Source organism: Corynebacterium nasorum (assembly GCF_032821635.1).
GTDB classification, from domain to species: Bacteria; Actinomycetota; Actinomycetes; order Mycobacteriales; family Mycobacteriaceae; genus Corynebacterium; species Corynebacterium kefirresidentii.
Genome location: NZ_JAVBIE010000001.1, coordinates 230,360 through 248,323, shown reverse-complemented (window position 1 = coordinate 248,323; position 17,964 = coordinate 230,360). Strand labels below are relative to the sequence as shown.

General features: G+C 57.3%; 16 protein-coding genes. 4 read left to right on the top strand and 12 right to left on the bottom strand.

Annotated features, from left to right (window positions below):
* Positions 1-44: 44 nt before the first annotated feature.
* Both RAE07_RS01155 and RAE07_RS01150 read left to right on the top strand, forming a co-directional pair.
* Entirely contained in the window at positions 45-1,124 is a 1,080-nt protein-coding gene (locus RAE07_RS01155; protein WP_034655886.1) for a polyprenyl synthetase family protein, read from the top strand.
* Positions 1,125-1,133: 9 nt separating this feature from the next.
* Positions 1,134-2,624, top strand: coding sequence for an alpha-(1->6)-mannopyranosyltransferase A (locus RAE07_RS01150; protein WP_023021189.1), 1,491 nt, complete (start codon positions 1,134-1,136; stop codon positions 2,622-2,624).
* On the opposite strand, the gene RAE07_RS01145 is transcribed toward RAE07_RS01150, so the two are convergent.
* On the bottom strand, positions 2,593-2,997 hold the full coding sequence (locus tag RAE07_RS01145) for an Rv2175c family DNA-binding protein (protein ID WP_023021188.1): 405 nt from the start codon (positions 2,995-2,997) through the stop codon (positions 2,593-2,595). The two genes, RAE07_RS01150 and RAE07_RS01145, sit on opposite strands and share 32 nt — an antisense overlap.
* Before the next feature lie 10 nt (positions 2,998-3,007).
* Here RAE07_RS01145 and RAE07_RS01140 point away from each other — a divergent pair, with 10 nt between their 5' ends.
* Positions 3,008-4,342 (top strand): protein kinase domain-containing protein, encoded by a 1,335-nt coding sequence (locus RAE07_RS01140; protein WP_317001139.1) that lies wholly within the window; start codon positions 3,008-3,010, stop codon positions 4,340-4,342.
* Here the strand turns inward: RAE07_RS01140 and RAE07_RS01135 are convergent.
* Positions 4,339-5,727, bottom strand: a complete 1,389-nt coding sequence (locus RAE07_RS01135; protein WP_023021186.1) for a class II 3-deoxy-7-phosphoheptulonate synthase — start codon at positions 5,725-5,727, stop codon at positions 4,339-4,341. The genes RAE07_RS01140 and RAE07_RS01135 overlap by 4 nt on opposite strands.
* Before the next feature lie 44 nt (positions 5,728-5,771).
* Positions 5,772-6,281, bottom strand: a complete 510-nt coding sequence (locus RAE07_RS01130) for a polyadenylate-specific 3'-exoribonuclease AS (RefSeq protein ID WP_239204554.1) — start codon at positions 6,279-6,281, stop codon at positions 5,772-5,774.
* A 74-nt stretch (positions 6,282-6,355) separates the two neighbouring features.
* Here RAE07_RS01130 and RAE07_RS01125 point away from each other — a divergent pair, with 74 nt between their 5' ends.
* Positions 6,356-7,537 carry a glycosyltransferase 87 family protein gene (locus tag RAE07_RS01125; RefSeq protein WP_316327300.1) on the top strand — a complete coding sequence of 394 codons (1,182 nt, stop codon included), beginning with the start codon at positions 6,356-6,358 and terminating at the stop codon, positions 7,535-7,537.
* Here the strand turns inward: RAE07_RS01125 and RAE07_RS01120 are convergent.
* The 9 genes from RAE07_RS01120 to qcrC form a co-directional block, all read right to left on the bottom strand.
* A complete protein-coding gene (locus tag RAE07_RS01120) occupies positions 7,443-8,534 on the bottom strand; it encodes an acyltransferase family protein (protein WP_308767010.1) in 1,092 nt (363 codons plus the stop codon). The two genes, RAE07_RS01125 and RAE07_RS01120, sit on opposite strands and share 95 nt — an antisense overlap.
* A 65-nt stretch (positions 8,535-8,599) precedes the next feature.
* The gene (locus RAE07_RS01115; RefSeq protein ID WP_239207519.1) at positions 8,600-9,340 is read right to left on the bottom strand and encodes a lysophospholipid acyltransferase family protein; all 741 of its coding nucleotides are present in this window, start codon (positions 9,338-9,340) and stop codon (positions 8,600-8,602) included.
* A gap of 23 nt (positions 9,341-9,363) precedes the next feature.
* Entirely contained in the window at positions 9,364-10,296 is a 933-nt protein-coding gene (locus RAE07_RS01110; RefSeq protein WP_317001137.1) for an ROK family protein, read from the bottom strand.
* 38 nt (positions 10,297-10,334) lie between these two features.
* On the bottom strand, positions 10,335-11,438 hold the full coding sequence (locus tag RAE07_RS01105; protein WP_317001136.1) for a glycosyltransferase family 4 protein: 1,104 nt from the start codon (positions 11,436-11,438) through the stop codon (positions 10,335-10,337).
* Positions 11,439-12,482 carry a C40 family peptidase gene (locus tag RAE07_RS01100; RefSeq protein WP_023021179.1) on the bottom strand — a complete coding sequence of 348 codons (1,044 nt, stop codon included), beginning with the start codon at positions 12,480-12,482 and terminating at the stop codon, positions 11,439-11,441.
* Positions 12,483-12,595: 113 nt separating this feature from the next.
* Positions 12,596-13,225, bottom strand: a complete 630-nt coding sequence (locus RAE07_RS01095; RefSeq protein WP_023021178.1) for a C40 family peptidase — start codon at positions 13,223-13,225, stop codon at positions 12,596-12,598.
* Between the two features lie 970 nt (positions 13,226-14,195).
* Positions 14,196-15,818, bottom strand: coding sequence for a cytochrome bc1 complex cytochrome b subunit (qcrB, locus tag RAE07_RS01090; protein WP_023021177.1), 1,623 nt, complete (start codon positions 15,816-15,818; stop codon positions 14,196-14,198).
* Positions 15,818-17,038, bottom strand: a complete 1,221-nt coding sequence (gene qcrA, locus RAE07_RS01085) for a cytochrome bc1 complex Rieske iron-sulfur subunit (RefSeq protein WP_023021176.1) — start codon at positions 17,036-17,038, stop codon at positions 15,818-15,820. The genes qcrB and qcrA overlap by 1 nt, the downstream gene beginning before the upstream one ends.
* Positions 17,035-17,922, bottom strand: a complete 888-nt coding sequence (gene qcrC / locus RAE07_RS01080; RefSeq protein WP_049361051.1) for a cytochrome bc1 complex diheme cytochrome c subunit — start codon at positions 17,920-17,922, stop codon at positions 17,035-17,037. The genes qcrA and qcrC overlap by 4 nt, the downstream gene beginning before the upstream one ends.
* Positions 17,923-17,964 lie beyond the last annotated feature (42 nt).

The following is a 17,964-nucleotide window of genomic DNA, read 5'->3' as shown; positions in this document are numbered from 1 at the left end:
GTTATTTCTTAAGTGCTCTAGGCGGTATCGTGTGGGATGTGACTATGCAAAATATTCCTGAGCTGGCGGACATTCCCGGTGCGGTACGCGAAGAACTCGCTGCCTTTCTTGATCAACGCCGAGAGCAGGTGGCCGCAATTGGTGCCCCTGTAACTAAGGCCGTGAGCTTTTTGGAATCCTTCGTGCTTGACGGCGGCAAGCGGGTGCGCCCCACCTATGCCTGGGCAGGATACCTCGCTGCTGGTCGCGGAGAAGAAGACCCGGAGGCCATGCTCCGTGCGGCCGCTTCCCTGGAATTTATCCAGGCATGTGCGCTCATCCATGATGACATTATCGATGCTTCAAATACCCGGCGCGGCAATCCTACGGTGCACCGAGGCGTCGAAAAGCTGCACCGCGAGTCGGGATACTTGGGGGACCCAGAATTTTTTGGCACGTCCGTAGCAATCTTGGTCGGCGATCTAGCGCTGGTGTATGCGGAGGACATGTTCCAGGACTCCGGTCTTAGTGCGGCAGCTTTACACCGAGCTCGCAGCCCGTGGCGCGGCATGCGAACTGAAGTCATTGGCGGACAACTTTTAGATATCTCTTTGGAGGCGGCCGGTTCCGAATCCGTAGAGCTTGCCAATTCCGTCAACCGCTATAAAACGGCCGCCTATACCATTGAACGCCCATTGCACTTGGGCGCCTCGATTGCCGGTGCTAGCGAAGAACTTATCGCAGCCTTCCGCGGCTACGGGCAAGATATCGGCATTGCCTACCAGTTGCGCGACGATCAATTGGGTGTCTTTGGCGATCCCGCCGTAACCGGCAAACCTGCCGGTGATGATCTGCGCGAAGGAAAACGCACCGAGCTTTTGGCGCTAGCGCTTCGTCGCGCGGATGAATCCGACCCGCAGGCTGCGGCCACCCTACGCAAGCTCATCGGTCACACCTCAGATCCCCAGGAGCTATCGCGCTTAGCGCAGATTATCGCTGATTCGGGCGCACCGGAAGAGATTGAGCGCCGCATCGCATCACTGACGCAATCCGGTTTGCAGCACCTGCGCGCCGCACGAGTAGATCCCGCGGTAACCGAAACCCTAGAGCAGTTGGCAATCAAGGCCACGGCTCGCCACAAGTAGGTTTTTGCCGTGTCAAAGACGTACTCCTTTCCCATTCCGCGCGCGCTACCACTGGGATTATCGGCATCCTGTATTTTGCTGTTTGCCTCATTCTCCGGCGGCGCTACCCGGAACCGCGGCGGGCTCCTTGAGGCGCTAAATATTGGCTTCTTGTCTTATGGTCACGGGCGCAATCTCGGTCTTGCGCTGTACTGGGTGGGCATTTTCCTCTTAGCTGCGGCTTGGGTACTCGCTGGGCGCACCATTATTCGCCCGCAGCTTACTAACCCTCGCCCCAAGGGCGGCTTACGCGATATCCAGCGCATCCTCTTTGCCTGGGTCACTCCCCTTGTATTTGCCGGTCCCCTGGCTTCGCGCGATGTGTATTCCTATCTCATGCAGGGCGCAATGGTCCGCGACGGCTTCGATCCTTATACCGAAGGTGCTGCTGTCAATCCAGGCCCCTTCCTTCTTGAGGTTTCCCAGGACTGGCGCAATACCACCACGCCCTATGGCCCCCTTCATTTATGGATAGGTGAATTGGTCACCGGCTTGGTGGGTGACAACGTCACCGCAGGTGTCGCCGCGTATAAGGTTCTTTCCCTATTAGGTTTTATCACCATCGCTTGGTCTATCCCCCGCATCGCTTCGAAACTCGGCGCTGATCCGGCGGTAGCTTTGTGGCTCGGCGTGGCAAACCCAGTCATTATCTTGCACCTCATCGGCGGCATGCACAATGAATCTCTCATGGTGGGTCTCGTATCTATCGGGCTGCTAGCAGCTTTGAACAGGCATTTCCACGCCGCCCTCCTCCTCGTAGGCACGGCAGTGGCGATGAAGGCCACTGCCGTCATTGCGGCACCTTTCATTGTATGGATGATGCTTCACTACTACGCGCCCAAAGGCTCTAGCAAGTGGCGGTCGCTATTCGTCTTTGTGCTTTCTGGCCTAACTGCGCTGGTAGAAATCATCGCTGCGGTAGCCCTCATCACATGGATTTCGGGAACGTCTTGGGGCTGGTTGTCTCAGGTAAGCGGCAATTCCAAGGTGATCAACCCGCTTGCGGGGCCAACCCTAGCCACTGATGTAATCTTCCCCGCCGTGCAAATCTTTATGCCGGATGCTTCCTATAACGCCATCCTGGCTGTCTTGCGCAGCATCGCAATGGTCTGCATGCTCATCGGACTGGTGGCGGTGTGGTGGCTATGCCGCAAGGACGACCGTGACGCTGTCATGGGCACCGCAGCCGCCTACCAGGTCGCCTTTGTCTTCAATGCCGTGACCTTGCCGTGGTATTACGCCTCCATCTTTACCCTGATGGGCACGTTCCGGCCGCCATTATGGCTTATTAAATTCGCCTCCGGCGTGGCCCTGTTTATCGGCGTCTCCTTCTCCGGCGATGGCAATCACCAGCTCTACAACTGGTTCTGGGTCATCGGGATGATCGTGGTGGCATGGTTTGCCATTCAGTGGATATTTGAAGGCGTGCCTAAAAAGCGGCAGCCTGAGCACGCCGGATAACCTCGCGGGCGAGGTGACCATGCAAGGCATCGATGGGGCGGCCCGGCAGTGAATCATCCTCAGTAAAGAGGTGCTTGAAGATTTCGGTGTCCTTATAGCCGCCGTCGGTCAATACGGTAATCGCCGCGGTCACATGCTTGGCAATGACACCTTTATCATTGAAGAAGGCCAGCGGCACCCGCTTTCCTTCTGGGGAATCCCAGGCGATGAACTTTCGGTCCTGCAGCAGGTCATAGGCGCGCGTAATGGGCAAGTCTAGCTTTTCTGCTACTTGCTGCATGCTGAGCAGTTCTTCGTTAGCGAGCAAGGTATCTAGGGATTTTTCTGCATTAGTCACGTTCTCTACTTTAACGCGGGCTAGAGGATCAGCCATACTGGGAAGCATGACTAGGTTGGAAATTGGTGACGTGCTGGAAAACCGTTACCGCATCGATCGCCCCATTGCCCGCGGTGGCATGTCTACCGTCTATCGTTGCGTGGACATGCGGCTTGGGCGAGCGGTAGCGGCCAAGGTCATGGACGAGCGCTATTCCGATGACCCAGTCTTTATCAAGCGCTTTTCGCGCGAGGCCCGCGCCATGGCTCGTTTGCAGCATCCCAACCTCGTGGCTATTCACGATTTTTCGGCCGATGGTGAGCCCATCTACCTCATCATGGAACTCATCGATGGCGGTACGCTGCGCGAGCTTCTGGCCGAAGGCGGCCCCTTCCCAGTGCAGGCGGCCACCTCTACCCTGCGCAATGTTCTCCGCGGCCTAGAGGAGGTGCATTCCACCGGGCTCATCCACCGCGACATCAAACCCGATAATGTGCTTATTACCTCCCACCACCGAGTAAAGGTGGGCGATTTTGGGCTGGTGCGCGCCACCAATGCCGAAGCCACGACAAACATGATTGTGGGCACCGTGTCCTACCTTGCGCCAGAGCAAGTAACAGGTGAGGAAATTACCCCAGCCTCGGATGTATATTCAGCCGGTATCGTCCTCTTCGAGCTGCTTACCGGCACCGTTCCCTTCTCTGGCGATACTCCCATGGCGCATGCCACGGCCCGCTTAAATTCCGACGTCCCCGCGCCGTCGTCGCGTATCTCTGGTGTGCCCAAGCTTGTCGACGCCCTCGTGGCCACCGCCACCGCCCGTGATCCCCGTGAGCGCTTCTCCGACGCCGGCGAGTTTCTCGAGGCACTCGATGACGTCTGCCGAGAGCTCGATCTCCCAGACGTGACCATCCCCGTGCCAAGGAACGCTGCGGCAGCGCGCACGGCACAGGCTCCTACGGATTTTTCTGGCACAGGAGCCACCGAGATCTTTGAGCCCACTCGCAGCATCTCGCAGGACGAAACGGAACATCGTGACGGTGGCCCGACAGAAGTCATCCCGCCGCAGCGCCTTAGTTTTGAAACAAAACTGGATATGCCTCAGGCGGAGTCCGCTCCAGGGCCGCAGCCACAACCGCAGCCATATTCCACGGCCGAGTCCCCCCTCGAACCGTTTGCCCCGGCAGCTGCATCTGCGCCACCACCGGTGCCGGCGTCTGTCCCTGAGCAACCGGTCCACAGCGCACAAGAAGAACCCGCCGAGCGTCCGCTGACCAACCGCAATCCGCTTTCACTAGTTCTTTTCCTACTAGTGGTAGCGATTGCTGTTGGCGCGGTGGCGATCGGCGGGTGGTGGTTCGGTTCTTCGCTTTATGGCATGACGCCGAACCTGTGGATTTAGTTACGCAGCATCTCCGCAATGAGGAAGGACAGCTCTAGCGATTGCTGTGTATTCAAGCGCGGATCTACGGCAGACTCATAGCGGCCCGGCAGGTCCACGTCGGTGATGTCCTCGGCACCGCCTAGGCACTCGGTGACGTCTTCACCGGTGAACTCGAGGTGCACGCCACCCGGATGGGTGCCCAGTTCACGGTGGACCTCAAAGAAGCCTTGGACCTCGTCCACAATCTTGTCAAAGTGGCGAGTCTTATAACCATTGGATGCGGTAAAGGTATTGCCGTGCATCGGATCAGACTGCCAAACCACCTTGTGGCCTGAGTCTTCCACTGCCTTCACGATGGCAGGTAGAACGCTGCGGACCTTATCGTGGCCCATGCGCGAAATCATGGTCAGGCGACCAGGTTCACGGTTCGGGTCGAGCCTTTCTGCGTACTCCACGGCCTGCTCTGGGGTTACCCCTGGCCCCAGCTTGATGCCCACTGGGTTGCCAATCATCGCCGCAAAATTCACGTGGAAATCTTCGATACCTCGAGTGCGCTCACCAATCCATACTTGGTGCGCAGAAAGATCGTAGAGCTTGGTATCGCCGTTATTATCCAAGCCCAAGCGCAGCATGGAGCGCTCGTAGTCCTTCAGCAATGCTTCGTGCGAGCAGTAGATATCGGCAGAGCGCAAGGTGTCATCGTGCACGCCGCAGGCATTCATAAAGTTCAGGCCGTTTTCGATCTCACGGGCTAGGTCCTGGTAGCGGGCACCAGCGCGAGATTTACGCACGAACTCACGGTTCCACTCATGCAGGCGGTAGAGATCCGCAGTTCCAGACGAGGTTAGCGAACGTACCAGGTTCATTGCCGCCGAAGAGTTTGCGTAGGCGCGGATCATGCGGGCGGGGTCGTGACGGCGCGCCTCCTCGCTTGGCTCCACGCCATTGACAATGTCACCGCGGTAGTTCAACAGACCGTTAGAATCCGTATCAGAGGAACGCGGCTTGGCGTACTGGCCGGCGATGCGGCCCAGTTTCACCACGGGAACCGAGGCACCATAGGTCAACACCACGGCCATCTGCAGCAGCGTTTTCACATTGCCGCGGATATGCGGCTCGGTATTTGACTCAAACGTTTCTGCACAGTCGCCGCCTTGCAGCAAAAAAGCCTTGCCTAGGGCAACGTCTGCCAGCTTCTTCTTGAGCGCTTCAATCTCGGGCGCAACCACGATAGGAGGCACGGATTCGAGAATTTTGCGCACGTTATTGGCCTGGGAGGGATCCCAGCTTGGCTGCTGCTTTGCATCACGCTTGATGACGTCTTGGAAGACTTCCTCGATGCCCTCAGGCAATGGTGGAAGGTCCGGGAGAACGCCTTGCGGAATATCTACTGTCCAACTCACACTGCTATTTAACCATTAAGGACCTATAGCGCGTTAGTTAAATTCTAGATATTGATTCTATTGCCCTTAGAGAGCGGAAGCACCTGGGCGCAGGCACGGAACTTGGCAAGGTTATGGCGGGCGTCGACAAGCGCATCATGATTGCCCTTTGGCACGGCGGGCAAGCTTGGTCGTCCTGCAAACTCCCAGTACTGCTTGAGCTCGCGGGTATAGCGCGGCATCCGCCTAGGCAGCCCGGCCATATCTCCCCACAACTGCGCCAATACCACGTGATCGTAGGCTCCCACCCACGCCCACAGCTCTATCGGAGTGGAACTTTGGGTCAGGAATTCAAAGACCTCCGTGCGGATGGTCTCCAAAGGTTTCCACACTGGATCCCGGGGGCTGGGCAACTTGGCTAATACATTGTCTTTTACCCAAGAATTGGCCTTTGCCGGATCAAAATCCGTAGACACAGCGTAGTACTCGCTGCCATTCTCACCGACGATGCCGATGGAGACCAATTCAATGGTCTGTCCATCTTCGATAAATTCGGTGTCATAGAAGTAGCGCACGTCTCCCAAGCCTAGCGTCGCCTTATCCGGGGCGGTAAATTGGCCCCTTAAAGAGACAGTTGTACACTTCTGGCGTGAAGAAGTCTGTGTGGTTTACTGCATTTCCCTTGTGCCTATCTGCCCTCGTGGCCCTTTGGTGGCTGATTGATATTCCGGAGCTTTTCTCCGGCCATTTCTCCACCTACTACCACATTGACCTCGACGTTTACCGCGAAGGCGGTGCCGGCTTTGGCAGCGATTTATATGCCAAAGATTACCTAGTCGGCAGCAATCGCGATGTCTCTCTCCCCTTTACCTACCCGCCGTTTGCGGCGCTGCTTTTTGTCCCATTGAGCTGGATTCCCCTCACCGCCGCAAGCATCCTCATATCTATCGCTTCCTTTGCTGCGCTTTGGGGCTGCGTAGCCCTCGTTCTGCGTGCTTTGCGCTGCCCTGGCTGGGCAGGTTGGGCGCTTTTGGCCGCAATGCTTACTGAGCCGATCACGGAGACCTTTAGCTTCGGGCAGGTCAATATCTTGCTGACCGCACTAGTGGTGGTGGATATCCTCTGGCTTAGCCCCAGCCGTGGCCGCGGCGTGCTGACCGGTATTGCAATGGCTATCAAGCTCACCCCCGCAGTATTCCTCGCCGTGTTCTTTGTCCGCAGGGAATGGCGCGCATTTTTCAGCGCGCTAGGCGCCTTCCTAGCCGCGGGTCTCCTTGCCTTTGCTTGCAATCCGCATAGTTCCATCCAGTACTGGAGCGATACGTTGCGCGATTCCAACCGCATTGGCGGCCTTGCCTATAGCTCCAACCAATCTCTGCGCGGATTCTTCAGCCGCCTAGCCCCAGAACACGCCGAAAAGCTATGGCTCGTAGCTGTTCTCCTCGTCATTGCCCTCGTCTGGTTTACCATGGAGCGTCTCTCACAGGAGAACCAAGCGGTGCTCATGCTTCTGGCCGCATCAGTTTCGCTGCTGTGCTCGCCGGTGTCGTGGTCGCACCACTTTACCTGGCTCGTTTTGGCGGGAGTGCTTCTGGTGGCCCGTCGCCACTGGGGGCTTGCCGCACTAACGTGGCTGGCGCTTCTGGCTCGCGGGCACTGGCTCGTGCCTCATGCCAATGGCCAAGAGCTAAGCTGGGCCTGGTGGCAGCACATCGTGGGCAATGATTACGCCATCGTTACTGCCCTGCTGGTTCTTTGTTCGCTACCATTGGCTCTACGACGGGCCGGCGCTTATCAATCCGCGGTGGAACCAGCGTCCACCCAACGATAGGTACCTTGCCCAGCGCCCACAGTGCCACCGAGGCCGCTGCCGAGTAGAAAAAGCAGGCTCCAATCCAGAACCAGGTATTTTCCATGGGCCACGCGCCGGCCAGGCTCACCGCGTAGTCTCGGTGGGCCATGAAGAACCCGAATCCCACCGTCATACCAATGGGGTGGGCCAAGTAAATGGGCAACGTGTGCCGGCCGACAAATTTTACGAAGGTGGAAAGCGCCGGAATATGGCTGATGATGACCGCACCGACGATGCCCGCTGGGGTTTCGAGCGTTTGCTCTGCAAAGCGAATCAAGAGATCTAAATCGCCCCGGCCGAGGACGTCCCCACCTGGCAATGGCCACTGCACAGCTACGTCACCTTCGATAGCATTCCAGGTTTGGCGGAGGGACAGTCCCGTGATGTAGCTAATGATGGCCGCACAATATACCCATAGCGATCCTGTGTGGAAGTTGCCCTTGAAGGGTGCTTCGGCGGCGTCGGCAAACCGCGTAATTGGTCCACGCAAATAGGCCGCCCCCACGAAAATGGGCAAGAACATAATTGCCTTGCCGATGAAAAAATAGTGGTCCTGCCAGGCTATAAAAAGCAGCGGTGCAAAACTTAGTCCTATGCCCGCCCACGCTGGCAGCTTGCGCACGGCCCACAAAAATATATTGAACAAAATGAGCGAGTGAATAAACCAAGCCATCGTGTGCCCCAAAAGCAGGTTATACAGTAGCTCAGTAACCTGGAGATAGGGATCACCGAAAACCCAGTGATACTCGATGCGCTTGGTCCATAGTTCAACGGTCATCCACACCGTATAGGGAACGAGGAAAAACCACAGGCGTCGAGTAAATAGCTCGCTAAAAGAATAGCGAAATATCTTGGTAGAGAAATAGCCGGATACGAGAAAGAACAAGGGTAGGCGGAGCGGGTCCAGCCATACGTTTAGGGCAGCCAACCACGTTAGCTCACCTTCTGGAACTACCAGCGTGACGTGCAGCAGCACGACGCCGATAATGGATACGCCTTTAGCGGTATCTGGCCAGGCTAAGCGGGCCTTGGGAATAGTGATTACCTCCCCTTGTATTCTGCGCCGGCGGGGTAACCATGGCCAGCTTTGAGTGAAGCCTTCACATCGGAGGCGTACACATCAACATAAGGCTTATCGCTCATCTCGGCCAAATTGCGCATCACAAAATCAGTAAAGACACGGATCGTCTCATGCTCTTTTGGATTCATACCGCGCTCTTTGGCCCACTCATGCGGCCAGATGGCGTCGCCCACCCGCACGCCGACCTTGAAGGGGCGAGGAATCCACGAGCCAATGGGATTAGCTTTGCGCGTGTTGATCATCGCAATGGGGAAAACCGGTTGGTTAGTCTCCATCGCAATGCGCGCCATGCCGGTGCGGCCCTTATAAACGCGACCATCCGGAGAACGGGTGCCTTCCGGGTAAATACCGAAAAGGTCCCCGCGGGACAAGATGCTTTCTGCGGTTTGCACAATGGCATCGCCAGCGTCTTCACTATCGCGCTCGATGGGGACTTGGCCTACCGAAGTAAAAAACCACTTCTGCAAGCTACCGACGAACCCAGGGGTGGTGAAATATTCCGACTTAGCTGGAAAGGTAATCTGGCGAGGGCATACCAAAGGAAAGAAGAAAGAATCCATCACAGCTTGGTGATTCGAGACCAAAATCGCGGGCCCTTCCGCTGGGATGTTTTCAATTCCCTCGGTCCACGGGCGATTCCATACGCGCAGGACAGGTCCGAAGAATATGTACTTAAAAGCCCAGTACCACTTGTTTTTCATCGCCAGGTCGTCCTTTGTTCGTTCTAACGGCCGCTGCGGGCCAAATCGGCTACGCCAATCATACCCGCTGCAGGCCCCAATTCCGCGGTGGCAACACGTGCGAGGGGGCGATGCCCTGCCCCGACAATATCTTGCCCCATGGCTTTGGTGGCCCCTTCGAGGTACAAGTCCGCGTCTTGAGATACGCCGCCGCCAAGCACGATGAGCTCTGGATCGAGGACATCGGCCACAATGGACAGGCCTTGGCCTAGCCACCGGCTGAAGTCTTCCATCACCGCTACAGCAAGCGGGTCTCCCCTACGCGCCGCCTGGGTAATTTCTTTACCTGTAGGCTCCGCCGGCAACGAAGTCTCATAATGTTCACGCAGATCGGCGCAGGTATCCGGCAAGGCAGTCCCGGAGGCATAACGCTCCAAACAGCCACGCTTGCCACACGAGCACTGCCGCCCATTAGGAGACACCACGATATGCCCAAACTCTGGTGCGGTGCCGAACGCACCGCGGTAAATGGTGTCATGCGTCATCAGCGTGGCGCCGATTCCGGTTCCCACTGCAAAAAAGACCCAATCTTCCGCGCCACGACCAGCACCAAAGCGCCATTCTCCCCACGCAGCAGAATTTGCATCATGCTCCAAGCGCACGTGCATGTCTAGCTTGCGCGAAAGCGATTCCTGCACGTGGGTTTGCCGCCATGGAAGATGCGGGGCAAAGCGCACTACTTGGCACGAAGGATCCAGGAATCCCGCCAATGCGAGGCCAACCGCATCCACCGCATATTCAGCGCGCAGCTCCTCGACGATACCCACAATGTCCGTTTCCAGCTGCTCGGCGTCCATAGAAGTGGGAACCGTACGGCTCGCGAGAATTTCCCCCTCCCGCGTGATCACTCCACCGCGCACGTTGGTGCCACCGACGTCAAAGCCGATAGTGAGATCGGCGGAGTTGTTCTTAAGCATGCATAACAGAATATACCGACAACCTGGTTAGGGTCACATCAGGACATCAGACGACGCAATCGCTGGCCCATAATCCGCCAGGTCCACTGAGCTTCTACATGGCGACGCCCCGCCTGCCCCATGCTGAGCCTACGCTGCGGATTCGCCAAAAGAGACTTTACTGCCTCTGCCAGTTCCTGCACCGATGAGCCGTTGACGACGACTCCGGTATCCTCCGTCACTGTCTCCGGTGCTCCGCCGGAGTTTCCGGCAATAACCGGCAGGCCGCACGCTTGGGCCTCCAAGTAGACAATGCCTAGGCCCTCAACATCCAGACCGCCGCCGCGAGTGCGCGCCGGCATGGCAAAGATATCCGCCGCGTGCAAGGCAGTCTCAATGCTCTCTGCTTCTTGAATCACTGCATCCGGGCAGTAGATATCCGCCAGTTCCTCTAAGGCCCGGCGATAGCGCCCGCGCCCGATAAGAAGTAGCTGCGTATCGGGGAATTCTTCACGTACTAAGGGCATGGCGCGTAGGAGCTGATCCTGGCCTTTGCGGGGTACGAACCGCGATATGCACACGATAGTCGGCCCGCTGACACCGAACTCAGCCTTTGCAGCTGCACGTTGCTCCGGTGTGGCCGGGAAAAGTCCTTCTACACTCACGCCGGAAGGCAAATGCTCCCACCGCGGATTCGGCCCAAATGCTCGGCGCAACCGACGCAGGGTGTATTCGGAGATATAAGTAATGACGTCGGCGTGATCACCAATGCGGCGCAGGCACTGCCTGGCGACGGGCAGCATCGACCACCCCACCTCGTGTCCGTGGGTTGTAGCAACCACACGGGTGGCTCCTGCCTCTTTAGCGGCCTTGCCCATCAAGGCAAGGGGCGCAGCTGCACCGAACCACACGATGTCAATGCCCTCGGCGCGGATAATCTCCTGCATGCGGCGCACCGTGGCCGGCGTCGGCAGCATCACTCGGCGAGCCCACCGGATAACCTTGTAGCCCACCGCGGCATCGAATTCCGCCGGAGACTCCTGAGTCGAGGCAAATACCACGACGTCGCGCGGATCTAAGGTGGCTAAAAAATCCCGGAGGTAAGACTGAATCCCGCCGATCTTGGGCGGGAAATCATTGGTTACCAGCAGAACGCGGGCCACTTAGTACCGCGCCGTTCCGGTAATCGGCATGGACTTCAACGGCACCACCTGAACAGGCACGCCATAGGTAGAGGCATGGACCACCTGCCCATTACCGATGTACATACCCACGTGGGTGACACCAGGGTAATAACCCACAATATCGCCCGGCTGCAGGTCCTCAAGCGGTACCGAGGTACCGCCAGCAATCTGGGCCTGCGACGTACGTGGAATGGACTTGCCGATCTGCTGATACGCCCAGAACATCAGCCCAGAGCAGTCAAATTGATCTGGGCCTGCAGCGCCCCAGCCATAAGGTGCACCCAGCTTCGACAGAGCAGCGGAAGCGGCACCATCGGCAACCTCGCCCAAATCCATATCAGGCTTATCGGTACCGCCGAACTGCCCTTCCCAGGCCTGGCGCTGTTGCTCATCGAGGGCGTCTACCTGCTTCTCGATGTCCTCTTGCTGCTTTTCCAGCTCCTCCTTTTCCTTGAGGAGCTTCTCGCGCTGCTCTTCTAGCGCCTTCTTTTCCTCGCGTACCTTAGTAGCGGCTTCAGCAGCCTTGTGCCTTTCTCCCTCCGCCGTTGAAGCGGCGCTCGCCTTTGCATCAAGGGTGCGCTGCGCCTGCCGAGAAAGCGCGCCGAGGTAACCCATGCGCTCAACTGCATCGGAAGGATTTTCTGCAGCCAGCGCTCCCGATACAGCGGAGCGAGAATCACCGCGGTAGCGCGACTGAGCGAGGTCATCGACGCGGCTCTGCTGCGCGGTAACGTCCCCCTTCGCCTCATCCGCCCGAGTTTGTGCCTCAGCGGCTGCGGTTTCGGAATCAGAGACTTCCGCCTGCTTCTCCTCGAGCTTGATTTCTAGCTCTTTTACTTCTTCATTCTTGGCGGAAACCTTGCGCGCAACCTCGCCAACGCGTTCCACCAACGCGTCCATATCTTCCGTGGCGTTTTGCTGTTGCGGCGCCGCTTCCTGCGCAACTACCTGCGAAATCCCAGAAACCGACGACACAGCAAGAGCTGCCACGATTGCAGCTACGGGAAGTACTCGTTTAGACACGTAAGGACCCTTAGACTAAGAGGAATTTAAAAATCGCATTTACTATAGCGGGTTTTACCCCCTAATGCACAACAAAGCCCTCCCATGGAAGGAAGGGCTCTATCCGCTGCCTATTAGAAGCGGACAGCGGAGTGAATCGGCATGTAGTTCATGTCGCGCTCCTGAACCGGAACACCGGAGTTCAAAGCGTCAATGATGGTGCCGTGGCCGGTGTAGATGCCGACGTGGGATGCACCACCGTAGTAAGCGATGATGTCACCCGGCTGCAGCTGATCCAGCGGTACCGGAGTACCAGCGGAGGCCTGTGCCTGAGAGGTACGCGGAATCGGCTTGCCAGCCTGAGCGTATGCCCAGCTGGTCAGGCCGGAGCAATCGAAGGCGTTCGGGCCTGCAGCGCCGTAAACGTACGGGGAGCCGATAACGGAGCGAGCTGCTGCCAGCGCCTTCTGACCCACGGTCTGCTGTGCCGGAGCTGCCTGCTTGTGGCCGGCGGGTGCATAGGTGGTGTTCTGCTGGTCAGAAACCTGGCCCAAAGACGGAACGTAGCGGTCAATGTTCGGGACCTGGTCAATGTTCGGGACGGTTTCCAGACCTGCTACCTCGAAGCGGTAGTCAGTATTAGGTACGACGACCTCTGCCGCCTGTGCTACGCCTGGCGCAACGACAGCTGCGGTGGCAGCCAATGCTGCGGTAGATGCGATTCGACGGGTGTTCTTAATGCCCTGACGACGGTGCTGTGCCATGAGAAAAACTCCAAATCTTCCTGCGCGCCTACTTCTCTACTAAGAGAAGCTCTGACCCTGGGGGACTAGCGTTCGTTGGAAATCCGTTCCTTTAGGAATTCCTCCACTCGGCCCCTCAGTAGGAGGAGCCAGATGCGGCGCTGTAATTCTTCTGTTTAGATTGAGCACCTTTTCGGGCGGTAACTCAATGTCTCAAATAGGTTACGAAATCATTACAACCGATGTCCATTCGCTCTACCCAATTTCGCTTTGTTATCGGTTCGTTACCTTCCCTTGACCTAGACGAGACTTATCGCCCATAGAAGGAAATAAGTTCACCGCTAGCAGAACCTATAAACCCACTAGCTGCAAAAATGTCAAAGCTCAGACCACACCTCCTCAAAGCAGCACGTTCGCAAAGCAGACACTCAACAATTAAGTGAGTCCTAATTTGTGACTTTAGCCACTAGCGCCTTTGGTGGCCCTATTCAGCCTTAAATTGGCCCCTTCTACTCCACCGCAAGGTAGCTCCTTCACGGCAGTCGCGCCTCCCTACATAGCCGGGCAGTATGGGCCTCTCGCCGCGTACAGATCTTTAACCGAAACCCATAGTGAAGGTCACCGCGAAACTAGAAAATAGGGCGTAACTACAAGGAACTTGAGAAAGCCCCTACAAGAAGCAGCATCGAAGCCTGACTGCCCGTAGGGACAACGCCAAACGAAAACAACAAGCCTGGCTATGAACGCCTGCCGAGGAACTCCATGGACTTCTCACGCGTTTATCGTCTAAACATTGCTCCTCCATGCTCCAAGGCCGCTCACCGCGCAGGGGCTCCATTCCAGTACTCTTTCTGCGCTTCGGCATTACACCTCAATAACAACAGCACCTAGAGAAGTATTGGGCCAGCAAAACGCAAAACCCACCCTTGCTCCTTCAGCAGGAGCAGGGTGGGTCTATGAGCGTGTTTCGAGTAATCCTCAGAAAAAGGGCTTAGATGCGGCCGTTTTCCTCGTCCTCGCGGCGGTTAGCCTCGTTGAGGCGACGGAACATCTCCGCTTCCTCATCGTGGTTATCCGAGTGGATTTCATGGACGCGGTGCATGAGCGCCTCATCGTCAGGGCTAAAGGTGCCCTGAGTCTCGGAATCCGCCAAGCCGAGCTGGTTGAGCTGCTTTGGAACCTGAGCACCTGCGTACTCGAGGGGAACTGGGTGACCATCGGCATCAACCGGGCCGAGCGGCTGGTGAACCTCAATGAAGGCACCATTCGGCATCTGCTTGATAACGCCGGTCTCGATACCGTGCTCCAGAACCTCACGGTCGGAGCGCTGCAGACCAACGCAGATGCGGTAGGTCATGAAGTATGCAATCGGAGGCAAGATGATCAAGCCGATACGACCAACCCAGGTCATCGCGTTGAGCGAAATCTGGAAGAAGTGCGCTACGTGGTCGTTACCACCGGACAGCGTGACCAGCAAGAAGAATACGATGGCAGCTGCGCCGATAGCGGAACGGGTAGGAACATCGCGCGGACGCTGCAATAGGTTGTGGTGTGCATCGTCACCGGTGAACTTCTTCTCCAAGAATGGATATGCCATAAGCAGTACGACCATCAGACCACACAGCAGAGCAACCCAGAACGCGGAAGGAATGGTGTAGTTGCCAATGTAGAGCTCCCAAGCTGGCATGACACGGGCAACACCATCAGTCCACAGCATGTAGATATCCGGCTGAGAACCGGCGGAGACCTGGGACGGGTTGTATGGTCCAAGCGTCCAGATGGCGTTGATGGTCAGCAGACCAGACATCAGAGCAAGTACGCCGGCGACCATCATGCCCATGCCAATTGCCTTGGTAGCAAAGACCGGCATAATGCGGACACCAACGACGTTGTTCTCGGCACGGCCCGGTCCGGGGAACTGGGTGTGTTTCTGGAACCAAACCATAATCAGGTGGGCAGCAATCAGGCCGAGGATGATGCCCGGAATGACCAGAACGTGCAGGATGTAGAAACGATCCAGCATCAGGTCAGACGGGAAGTCACCGCTGAAGATTGCCCAGTGCAGCCAGGTACCGATAATAGGCAGGCCGAGGATGATGGCGGACATGATTCGCAGACCAACACCGGAAAGCAGGTCATCCGGCAGGGAGTAACCGAGGAAGCCCTCGATCATGCCCAGCAGGATGAGTGCGCAGCCGATGATCCAGTTTGCTTCACGTGGACGGCGGAATGCGCCGGTGAAGAAGATGCGGAGCATGTGAGCCACCATGGACATCATGAACAGCAGGGCTGCCCAGTGGTGCATCTGGCGCACAAACAGACCGCCACGAACCTCAAAAGAGATGTCCAGCGCAGTGGCGTAGGCGCGAGACATTTCCACACCGTTCAACGGTGCGTAGGTGCCGTCGTAAATGACCTTCGTAATGGAAGGGTCGAAGAACAACGCCAAGTAGATACCGGTCAGTACAAGAATGATGAAGCTGTACAGCGCCATCTCACCGAGCATGAAGGACCAGTGGGTCGGGAAGACCTTGTTCAGCTGAGTCCTCAGCACACCGGCGGCGCTATAACGCTCATCCATATTGTTGCCCATTTGGGCGAGTTTATTGCTCATTATGACTTACGCTCCCAGAATGCCGGGCCGACAGGCTCAATGAAGTTGCCCTGTGCAACGAGGTAGCCCTCGTCGTCCACCGTGATAGGCAGCTGTGGCAGTGCACGGGCTGCAGGACCGAAGACCGGCTTGCCGTAGTGCAAAGCGTCGAACTGCGACTGGTGGCATGGACACAGGATTCGGTTGGTCTGAGCCTCATAGAGAGAGGTCGGGCAACCGATGTGAGTACAGATCTTGGAGTAGGCGTAGTAGTCGCCGTGGTGGAAGTCTTCTTGACCTTCGCGCTCGATGGCCTTCTGCGCATCGTTGTGACGCAGTCGGATCAACATCACGGCGTTGCGGTTGCCGTGAATTGAGTGCATGTGGTGCTCGTAGACATCGCGCTCGGCATCGTACTTATCGCCATCGTTGACGTCTTCTTCTGCCAGCGGGAAGACGGTCTCCATACCGCCTGCTGCCAGATCCTCCGGACGCACGCGAACCAGGCGGGTAACGCCCTTGGTGCTGTAGTGCTCGCCGGTTTCACCGGAGTGCTTCTCAGCGATGGTACCGGTGTCGCGGGCCAGGTAAAGCTTGACACCTTCATTATGAAGGGTCCAGCCGGAGGTCCACAGAGTTCCGTCACCGGCGTAGTTCAGGTTGTGGCGAACCTTCCATGGGTTCTTGATTGCGCCGCCCAGCGGTGCAATCACAGTCAGGCCGAACAGAACGCCGGCTCCGCCCAACAGCCCCTGAACGGTCTTACGGCGACCAAGGGTGGAAGTCTTCCAAGAATCATTCAGCAACGCGGTCAAGGTACGACGGTCAACCTCTTCGGAAGGACCGTCATGGCGACGCTGTACGGAAATCTCCTCTGGGAGGATCTTCTTAACGTACTGAACAATGGCGATACCCAACGCACAAATTGCGAGTGCGGCGGTAATACCCAGCAAAGGAGTGTAGAGGGTGTGCCAAATGTGGCCCTCCTCCCCTAGCTGCTTGTACTGCCACGGCCAGAACAGGTAAACGCCGAGGAATCCCAGCCCGCCGATGACAGACAGGAAAAGCCAGATGGCGACGTTGCGGCCCGCACGCTTTTCAGCCGGGTCGCCTTCAACCGGGAAGCGCTCCTTGCGGAACGCGACGGTGACATCATCGAGCTCGGTACCTAGAGCAGCGAGTTCATCGTTGCTCATCTTATCGAGCTCAGCATTAGTGTAATTCTTCTTTACATTGCTCATGAGCGCGATCCAATCCACATAGCGGCGGCGCACAGGGCGCTAATGCCGATAATCCACATTGCCAGGCCTTCCGCTACGGGGCCGAGGCTACCAAGGTCCCAACCTGCTGGGGAAGGAGTTTCCTTTGCAGACTTGAGGTAGGCAATGATGTCCTTCTTCTCGTCTGCAGTCAGCTGGCGGTCGGAGAACTTAGGCATGTTCTGCGGGCCGGTCAGCATTGCCTGGTAAATCTCCTGCTCGCTTGCCGGGGCAAGCTCAGGAGCGAACTTACCGGAGGACAGCGCGCCACCCTGGCCGGTGAAGTTGTGGCAAGATGCACAGTTCATGCGGAAGAGCTCAGAGCCCTTCGCTACGTCTTCTGCTTGGATTTCGCCATTGTAGTTAGCACCACGCAGGGATTCCTGGGCAACGCTTCCGTCATCGTTGTAAACGATGTCTGCGCCGCCACCATTGGCTGCTACGTATGCAGCCAATGCCAGAGTCTGCTGCTCGGTGTAACGCGGAGCCTTGCGCTCCGCCTGCGCATCGTTAGACATCATCGGCATACGGCCAGAGTGTACTTGGAAGTACACAGAACCAGCGCCGATACCAACGAGGGAGGGACCGCGGCCTTCGATGCCCTGCAGATTGGCACCGTGGCAAGTGATACAAGCGGTGTCATAGATGTCCTTGCCCTCCTGAACGAGGGCTTGGTCATCTTTTTCCGCCGTGGCGACCTGTGCGTCTGGGGTCAAGGCAGAAGCCAAGACGCCCGCACCGGACAGGCCAATCGCCAAAGCGAAGCCACCGGCAATGGTGCGCTTCGCCTTGCGGCGACGGCGGGTCTTCTTAGCCGCCGCAGTGGTCTGCTCCACTGCCACGGACTGCGAATTGTTATCCATCATTTTCCTTTAGATAACTCGAACACGGGAGGACTGTTTGGGGAT

Coding starts and splice junctions, on each gene's coding strand:
- RAE07_RS01155 (WP_034655886.1), top strand. CDS start 45: ATGCAAAATATTCCTGAGCTGGCGGACATTCCCGGTGCGGTACGCGAA.
- RAE07_RS01145 (WP_023021188.1), bottom strand. CDS start 2,997: ATGGCTGATCCTCTAGCCCGCGTTAAAGTAGAGAACGTGACTAATGCA.
- RAE07_RS01140 (WP_317001139.1), top strand. CDS start 3,008: ATGACTAGGTTGGAAATTGGTGACGTGCTGGAAAACCGTTACCGCATC.
- RAE07_RS01115 (WP_239207519.1), bottom strand. CDS start 9,340: ATGAAAAACAAGTGGTACTGGGCTTTTAAGTACATATTCTTCGGACCT.
- RAE07_RS01110 (WP_317001137.1), bottom strand. CDS start 10,296: ATGCTTAAGAACAACTCCGCCGATCTCACTATCGGCTTTGACGTCGGT.
- RAE07_RS01095 (WP_023021178.1), bottom strand. CDS start 13,225: ATGGCACAGCACCGTCGTCAGGGCATTAAGAACACCCGTCGAATCGCA.
- qcrB (WP_023021177.1), bottom strand. CDS start 15,818: ATGAGCAATAAACTCGCCCAAATGGGCAACAATATGGATGAGCGTTAT.
- qcrA (WP_023021176.1), bottom strand. CDS start 17,038: ATGAGCAATGTAAAGAAGAATTACACTAATGCTGAGCTCGATAAGATG.
- qcrC (WP_049361051.1), bottom strand. CDS start 17,922: ATGATGGATAACAATTCGCAGTCCGTGGCAGTGGAGCAGACCACTGCG.